The organism is Vibrio sinaloensis (assembly GCF_000808535.1).
Taxonomy (GTDB): domain Bacteria; phylum Pseudomonadota; class Gammaproteobacteria; order Enterobacterales; family Vibrionaceae; genus Vibrio; species Vibrio sinaloensis_D.
Window position 1 is genome coordinate 73,809 of sequence record NZ_JWLV01000022.1, and the last position, 7,788, is coordinate 81,596.

The 7,788-nt window shown below is 45.9% G+C and carries 6 protein-coding genes; 4 read left to right on the forward strand and 2 right to left on the reverse strand.

The annotated features are described in order from the left end of the window. Positions 1 to 127: 127 nt before the first annotated feature. A complete protein-coding gene (gene punR / locus RJ47_RS13365) occupies positions 128 to 1,036 on the forward strand; it encodes a DNA-binding transcriptional activator PunR (protein WP_039484368.1) in 909 nt (302 codons plus the stop codon). Positions 1,037 to 1,090: 54 nt separating this feature from the next. On the opposite strand, the gene fadA is transcribed toward punR, so the two are convergent. Both fadA and fadB read right to left on the reverse strand, forming a co-directional pair. After that, positions 1,091 to 2,266 carry an acetyl-CoA C-acyltransferase FadA gene (fadA, locus tag RJ47_RS13370; RefSeq protein WP_005426042.1) on the reverse strand — a complete coding sequence of 392 codons (1,176 nt, stop codon included), beginning with the start codon at positions 2,264 to 2,266 and terminating at the stop codon, positions 1,091 to 1,093. Between the two features lie 14 nt (positions 2,267 to 2,280). Next, positions 2,281 to 4,452: a fatty acid oxidation complex subunit alpha FadB gene (gene fadB, locus RJ47_RS13375; protein WP_038215788.1), complete on the reverse strand. Its 2,172-nt coding sequence runs from the start codon at positions 4,450 to 4,452 to the stop codon at positions 2,281 to 2,283. Between the two features lie 250 nt (positions 4,453 to 4,702). Between fadB and RJ47_RS13380 the strand changes: the two genes are divergently transcribed. Genes RJ47_RS13380 through hemG form a run of 3 tightly spaced genes read left to right on the forward strand, consistent with a single transcriptional unit; the run spans position 4,703 to position 7,363 of the window. Further along, positions 4,703 to 5,326, forward strand: a complete 624-nt coding sequence (locus RJ47_RS13380; protein WP_038215880.1) for a YigZ family protein — start codon at positions 4,703 to 4,705, stop codon at positions 5,324 to 5,326. A gap of 42 nt (positions 5,327 to 5,368) precedes the next feature. Continuing rightward, entirely contained in the window at positions 5,369 to 6,826 is a 1,458-nt protein-coding gene (locus RJ47_RS13385) for a TrkH family potassium uptake protein (protein WP_005476124.1), read from the forward strand. 9 nt (positions 6,827 to 6,835) lie between these two features. After that, positions 6,836 to 7,363: a menaquinone-dependent protoporphyrinogen IX dehydrogenase gene (gene hemG, locus RJ47_RS13390; protein WP_039484371.1), complete on the forward strand. Its 528-nt coding sequence runs from the start codon at positions 6,836 to 6,838 to the stop codon at positions 7,361 to 7,363. Positions 7,364 to 7,788 lie beyond the last annotated feature (425 nt).

A 7,788-nucleotide genomic window follows, 5' to 3' on the forward strand; every position in this document is an offset into this window, starting at 1 on the left:
AAATAATTGATAGATAGTTATCAGCCGGCGCCAACCTTTTTATTAACTTGAGTAGTCTATTCTTCACTTTTAATAAAATAAAACGCTAAAATTTGCAGTTATCAATCAAAAAAATTGAAAGGTGGTTATGAGTGCTTTTTCCCAATCGTCCCTAGAGCTGGTGGACACCGTTGCGCGGCTAGAGAGTTTTACCGCTGCCGCTGAGGTATTACATAAAGTACCTTCTGCCATCAGTTATAGCATTCGGCAAATAGAACAAGAGTTGGATGTGGTTTTGTTTAAGCGACTGCCTAGAAAGGTAGAGCTGACTCCTGCGGGAGAGCTTTTCCTTACTCAAGCTAGAACGATGCTTAGGCAGATGGAAGAGGTAAAAGCCCAGACTCGACGGGTAGCTCAAGGGTGGAAGAAAACACTTAAGTTGACGCTGGATAATGTGGTTAAGCTGGAGCGGCTCAAGCCTCTTATTGAAGATTTCTATCAAACGTTTCCCAATGCGGAGCTGCAGATCAATATGGAAGTGTTTAATGGCTCGTGGGAGGCTATTTCACAGGGGCGTGCCGATATTGTCGTTGGCGCGACATCGGCCATTCCAGTCGGTGGAGACTTTGAAGTCAAAGCCATGGGTCTCTTGGATTGGACGTTTGTTATGTCATCAAGCCATGCCTGTGTTAAACAGCAGCACCTAACAGAAGAGTTTGTCAGCCAATTCCCTGCAATTTGTTTAGATGATACCTCGAGTGTGCTACCAAAGCGTCACACCGTTCATTATCCAAAGCAGCGTCGATTGTTATTGCCGAACTGGTATAGCGCTATTGAATGCTTAAAGCATGGTGTCGGGGTGGGTTATATGCCGCGCCATATCGCGCAGCCGTTGATCACTGAAGGCGTTTTGGTCGAGAAAATTCTTCCTGAAGATAAGCCGCTGAGCCACTGTTGTTTAGTTTGGCGCAAAGATGAAAACCACAAGATGATTCAATGGATGGTCGATTATTTGGGTTCGAGTGATCAGCTTTATCAAGATTGGTTGCAAGCGTAATGAAAAGCGCCAGTGTGGACTGGCGCTTTGATTACAAAAATATAGCTTGGCTTACTAAGGGCGCTCAAACACGGTCGCGATACCCTGACCTAAACCGATACACATGGTTGCCAGACCGTATTTCGCGTCTTTGGCTTCCATTAGGTTGATTAACGTCGTTGAGATACGTGAGCCAGAACAACCAAGCGGGTGACCCAATGCAATCGCACCACCGTTAAGGTTGACCTTCTCATCCATCACATCAAGCAGACCTAAGTCTTTAGCACATGGTAGAGACTGCGCAGCAAATGCTTCGTTTAGCTCAACCACATCCATGTCTTCAATGGAAAGACCAGCACGCTTGAGCGCTTTTTGCGTCGCAGGTACAGGACCGTAACCCATGATAGAAGGATCACAGCCGGCAATTGCCATACCTTTAATGCGTGCGCGAATCTTCAAACCAAGTTCATTGGCTTTCTCTTCGCTCATGATCAACATCGCTGATGCACCATCAGACAGCGCCGATGATGTACCGGCTGTTACTGTGCCGTTTGCTGGATCGAAAACAGGACGAAGTTGAGATAGACCTTCAACGGATGTTTCAGGGCGAATGACTTCATCGTAATCCAGAGTGAACAGCGTGCCGTCAGCCGCATGACCTTCAATTGGTAGGATTTCGTTTTTAAAACGCCCCTCTACAGTCGCTGCATGTGCACGAGCATGAGAACGTGCCGCAAACTCATCTTGCTGTTCGCGGCTGATACCATGTAGCTTACCAAGCATTTCTGCGGTTAAGCCCATCATACCTGCGGCTTTGGCGACCGTTTTTGACATACCTGGGTGGAAGTCGACACCGTGGTTCATTGGAACGTGTCCCATGTGCTCAACGCCACCAATTAGGCAGATCTCAGCATCACCCGTCATGATGGCACGTGTACCATCGTGAAGCGCTTGCATTGAGGAACCACACAAGCGGTTAACCGTCACGGCGCCAATCTCAATTGGTAGACCAGCAAGTAGCGCCGCATTACGTGCCACGTTAAAGCCTTGTTCTAGGGTTTGTTGTACACAGCCCCAGTAGATATCTTCAATTTCACTTGGGTTTACTTGTGGGTTACGTGCAAGAATACCTTTCATTAGGCGCGCAGATAGATCTTCTGCTCGTGTATGACGGAAAGCACCACCTTTAGAGCGACCCATTGGCGTACGTAGACAATCGACTACGACAACATTTCTTGTTTGATTAGTCATTTTAGAATCCCTCCTTAGATAGAACCTTGCTGTTGTGCACCGTAAAAGCTTTCACCTTTCGCCGCCATATCAATCAGCATCTGTGGTACTTGGTACATAGCACCAAGCTCTGAGTATTGTTTTGCCATTGCAACAAACTCAGCGATACCTACGCTATCTAGGTAGCGGAATACACCGCCGCGGAATGGAGGGAAACCAAGACCGTAAACCAGTGCCATATCCGCTTCTTGTGGAGTGGCAATGATGTCTTCTTGTAGACACAGTACCACTTCGTTGATCATCGGAATCATCATACGTTGAATGATGGTCTGATCGTCAAAGTCCTGCTTATCGGCACAAACGTCAGCGAGCACCGGCAAGATCTCTTCAGAGAAGGTTTTCTTCGGCTTACCTTTTCTATCTATGGTGTAGCTGTAGAAGCCACTGCCATTCTTCTGACCGTATTTGCTTGCTTCGAACAGTGCATCGATCGCGTCACGACCTTGTTTACCCATACGCTCTGGGAAACCTTGCGCCATAACGGCTTGTGCGTGGTGAGCAGTATCAATACCAACGACATCGAGCAAGTATGCAGGTCCCATCGGCCAGCCAAACTTACGTTCCATGATTTTGTCGATTTTCGTAAAGTCCGCGCCATCGCGAAGTAGCATGCTGAAGCCGCCAAAGTATGGGAACAACACGCGGTTTACAAAGAACCCAGGGCAGTCATTAACGACAATGGGTGACTTGCCCATTTTCGCTGCGTACGCAACAACGCGATTTATGGTTTCATCAGAGGTATGTTCACCACGGATGATCTCAACAAGAGGCATGCGGTGCACTGGGTTGAAGAAGTGCATGCCACAGAAGTTTTCTGGGCGTTTTAGCGATTTCGCTAATAGATTGATTGGAATCGTCGAGGTGTTTGAGGTGATAACCGTGTCTTCACTGACATGTGATTCGACTTCACTCAGCACTGCTGCTTTTACTTTCGGGTTTTCTACTACGGCTTCAACAATTACGTCTGATTCTTCGATGCCTGCGTAATGTAGGCTCGGTGTAATAGACGCTAAAATACCAGCCATCTTAAAGCCATCAATGCGACCACGAGATAAGCGTTTATTCAGCAGCTTAGATGCTTCAGTCATGCCTAAGTCGAGTGAAGGTTGCGCGATGTCTTTCATTAACACCGGTACGCCTTTGAGTGCAGATTGGTAGGCGATACCGCCGCCCATAATGCCCGCACCAAGCACAGCCGCACGTTGCGTGTCTTTACTCGCTGACTTCGCTGATTTTTTAGCAAGCCCTTTGATGTATTGGTCGTTGAGGAACAAGCCAACCAGTGATTTTGCTTCTTCAGACTTAGCCAGTTTTACGAAGTGCTTACGTTCAATGTCGAGTGCTTCGTTACGAGCGAAACGAGCGCTTTCTTCAATAGTAATAACGGCTGTCATTGGAGCGGGGTAGTGAGGACCCGCTTTTTGTGCCACCAGGCCCTTCGCCATGGTGAAGCTCATCATTGATTCGAGCTTACTTAGCGTAAGTGGTGATGTCTTTTGCTTACGACGAGCTTGCCAGTCCAACTTCTCGTTAATTGCGGAGGTTAGTGTCTTGAGTGCTGACTCGTAAAGTGCGTCGCTATCAACAACCGCATCCAGAAGACCAATCTTTAATGCCTCATCCGCACGACACGCTTTGCCTTGTGTGATCACTTCCATTGCGCTGTCGGCGCCAATAACACGTGGCAGACGCACACAACCACCAAAGCCCGGCATGATACCCAGTTTTGTTTCTGGTAGACCGATGCTGGTGGTCTCATCACCAATTCGGATGTCAGTTGCAAGCACGCACTCACAACCGCCACCTAACGTGTGGCCTTTTAGTACCGAGATAGTCGGAACGGGTAAGTCTTCTAGCTTGTTAAAGATGCTGTTAGCAAATTGCAGCCACTGATCGAGCTCAGCGTCTGTCTTAGCGAAAAGACCTAAGAATTCGGTGATATCTGCGCCAACAATGAACGCGTCTTTATCTGAGGTGAGCATCAAGCCCTTCAGTCCTTGGTGCGCTTTTAGTGCATCAAGGGCTTTGTCGAGTGACTCTAGTGTTGCTAGGTCGAGTTTGTTAACGGATTTTGGAGAGCAGAAGTTAAGTTCTGCAATGCCATCTTGTATTTCCTTTACCTGTAGGGTTTCGGCTTGGTAAATCATTGTCTATCTCCATGACATACAATCTTGGATTGTGTGTTCACCTGTCACATAAGGCTGGTAACAGGCAAGCAGGAAAGCTGTTATATTTTTAATCTGGTTTGACCAGTGAGGTTAGTTTGGATCGGTCTCTGGTTAAATTCAATACATTTTTTAAACAAGTGTTTAACATTGTGCGCTGGTGCAGATCAAGGGCGACGAGTAAAGAGTGGTCGTGATAGACTCAAATGATCTGAGAAAACCTAGCGTTATTATGAACGACACACCTTATTTAATACCTTCTGAGCCTTGTCAGTATGAAGAGGAAATAAAGAAAAGCGTCTTTATTACCTACTTAGCTCACACGCCAAATATTGATGCAGCGAAAGCTTTTGTCGAAAAAATAAAAAACAAACATTCAGACGCTCGCCATAATTGTTGGGGATTCGTTGCCGGGCGACCAGAAGATTCCATGCAGTGGGGCTTCAGTGATGATGGGGAACCCTCAGGAACGGCAGGTAAACCGATTCTTGCTCAGTTGTCTGGCTCCGGGGTTGGTGAGATTACAGCGGTAGTCACTCGTTACTCTGGTGGTATTAAGCTCGGTACAGGTGGCTTGGTCAAAGCTTATGGCGGCGGCGTGCAACAAGCGCTCAAGCTGCTTCAAACAATTGAGAAAAAAATAACCGCACAATTGCAACTAGAGTTAGACTATGGGTTTATGCCTATTGCTCAGTCCCTCATCGGCCAATTTGAAGGCCATGAAATATCGGCAGAGTATAGTGACCAAGTGCGAATGGTGGTTGAAATTGAGCGCAGACATGTCGCAGATTTCACCCAGAGCGTAATCAATAAAAGTGGTGCAAAAGCACATGTTACCCCTCTGAAGGGACAATAAATACTAGGAAGTTGGAAGCTCTGCTTCATTCATTAATCACACATGCAATTTCGTTCAATTATTCGCATTGTCGGGCTACTGCTCGCCCTTTTTAGTGTCTCCATGCTTGCGCCCGCTTTGGTTGCGCTTATTTATCGTGATGGCGCGGGGGTTGCGTTTGTTACTACTTTTTTCGTACTGCTATTTTGTGGTGCAGTATGTTGGTTCCCCAATCGTCGCTTTAAGCACGAATTAAAAGCTCGAGATGGCTTTTTGATCGTCGTCCTGTTTTGGACTGTACTTGGTAGTGCCGGCTCTATTCCCTTTTTACTTTCAGACAACCCAAATATTTCGGTAACCGATGCGTTCTTTGAATCCTTTTCTGCCTTAACAACCACTGGTGCTACAGTGATTGTTGGTTTGGATGATTTGCCAAAAGCGATCTTGTTCTATCGCCAGTTTCTGCAATGGTTTGGTGGTATGGGCATCATCGTTCTTGCCGTTGCCATCCTTCCAGTCTTAGGTATCGGTGGTATGCAGCTTTACCGCGCAGAAATCCCTGGTCCGGTAAAAGACTCCAAGATGACTCCTAGGATTGCTGAGACAGCAAAAGCGCTTTGGTATATCTATCTGAGTTTGACTCTGGCCTGCGCTGGTGCGTTTTGGCTAGCGGGCATGACCCCGTTCGATGCGATTAGTCATAGTTTCTCTACTATCGCAATTGGTGGCTTCTCCACACACGATGCGAGTATGGGCTACTTTGATAGCTACGCCATTAACATGATTACCGTTGTCTTCTTGTTGATCTCGGCATGTAACTATTCTTTGCACTTCGCCGCGTTTGCATCTGGTGGTGTACATCCTAAATACTATTGGAAAGATCCAGAGTTTCGCGCCTTTCTATTCATTCAAGCGATCTTGTTTGTTGTATGTTTTTTAGTGCTGTTGAATCACCACTCTTATGACTCGGTGTACGACGCGTTTGACCAAGCGCTATTCCAAACTGTTTCCATATCAACTACAGCGGGTTTTACCACAACAGGTTTCTCTGATTGGCCATTGTTCTTACCAGTGTTGCTATTGTTCTCTTCTTTTATCGGTGGTTGTGCTGGCTCGACAGGTGGTGGCATGAAAGTGATCCGTATTCTGCTACTGACCTTACAAGGTGCTCGTGAGCTGAAGCGTTTGGTTCACCCGCGTGCGGTTTATACCATCAAAGTGGGTGGTACCGCCTTGTCACAGCGTGTTGTTGATGCGGTTTGGGGATTCTTCTCTGCTTATGCGCTAGTGTTCGTGGTTTGTATGCTAGCGTTAATCGCGACGGGTATTGATGAACTGAGCGCTTTCTCTGCGGTCGCAGCGACATTGAACAATTTAGGCCCTGGTTTAGGTGAGGTGGCGCTTCATTTTGGTGATATTAATGACAAAGCAAAGTGGGTGTTGATCGTATCCATGCTGTTTGGTCGTCTAGAAGTGTTCACTCTTCTTATACTACTCACGCCTACGTTTTGGCGGAGTTAAGGAACAATTTTGGCTAAAGCACTATTTTTATACTCTTCTCGTGAAGGGCAGACAAAAAAAATTCTTAATTATATAGAAGAACAACTCACAGACTTCGAGTGTGAGCTGGTGGACCTACATACTGTCCCAACAGTCGACTTCAGTCATTACGACAGGATCTTGATTGGGGCCTCTATTCGTTATGGTCATCTTAATAAGAAACTGTATAGCTTTATCGATCAAAACTTAGAGCAGTTGAAACAACATAAAGTAGCCTTCTTTTGCGTCAACTTAACTGCTCGTAAAGAAGAGCAGGGAAAAGATACGCCTGAAGGCAGTGCGTATATTCGTACATTCTTGAAAAAATCACCCTGGCATCCTGAGCTTATCGGTGTGTTTGCTGGTGCTCTCTATTATCCTCGCTATGGTCTATTCGATAAAATGATGATTAAGCTGATCATGACCCTGACTGGTGGAGAGACAGATACAACAAAAGAAGTGGAGTACACCAACTGGGAAAAAGTTGCCTTGTTTAGCCAAAAGTTTGTAGATTTGTAATCATAAGGTGTGTTTTTAGCTGTTTTGGCTTAATTATTGACCGAACAGTTAAAAAGTTAGAAAAAAAGGCAAAAAGGGGTTGCCAAGATAATTCCGATCCCTATAATGCCACCTCGCTGACACGGCAACGCTTCAAAAGAAACGTTAAGCCAGCTAGCAAGGTCAATTAGCCAAGCGGAAACGCTTGATAAAAAGTTTGAAAAAAGTGGTTGACACTAAACTTTATCTCGCTAAAATGGCCGTCCGATTTGAGCGAAGCTCAAGCGGAAAGCTCTTTAACAATATAAACCTATCAATCTGTGTGGGCACTCGTTGATGATAATCCAATTAGATACTTCGGTATCAAATTAGGTTTCAATGAAACGAAGTGACCATTGAATCGAAAGATTCAGCACAGTCAATTCAAACATTACTTATGTAATGTT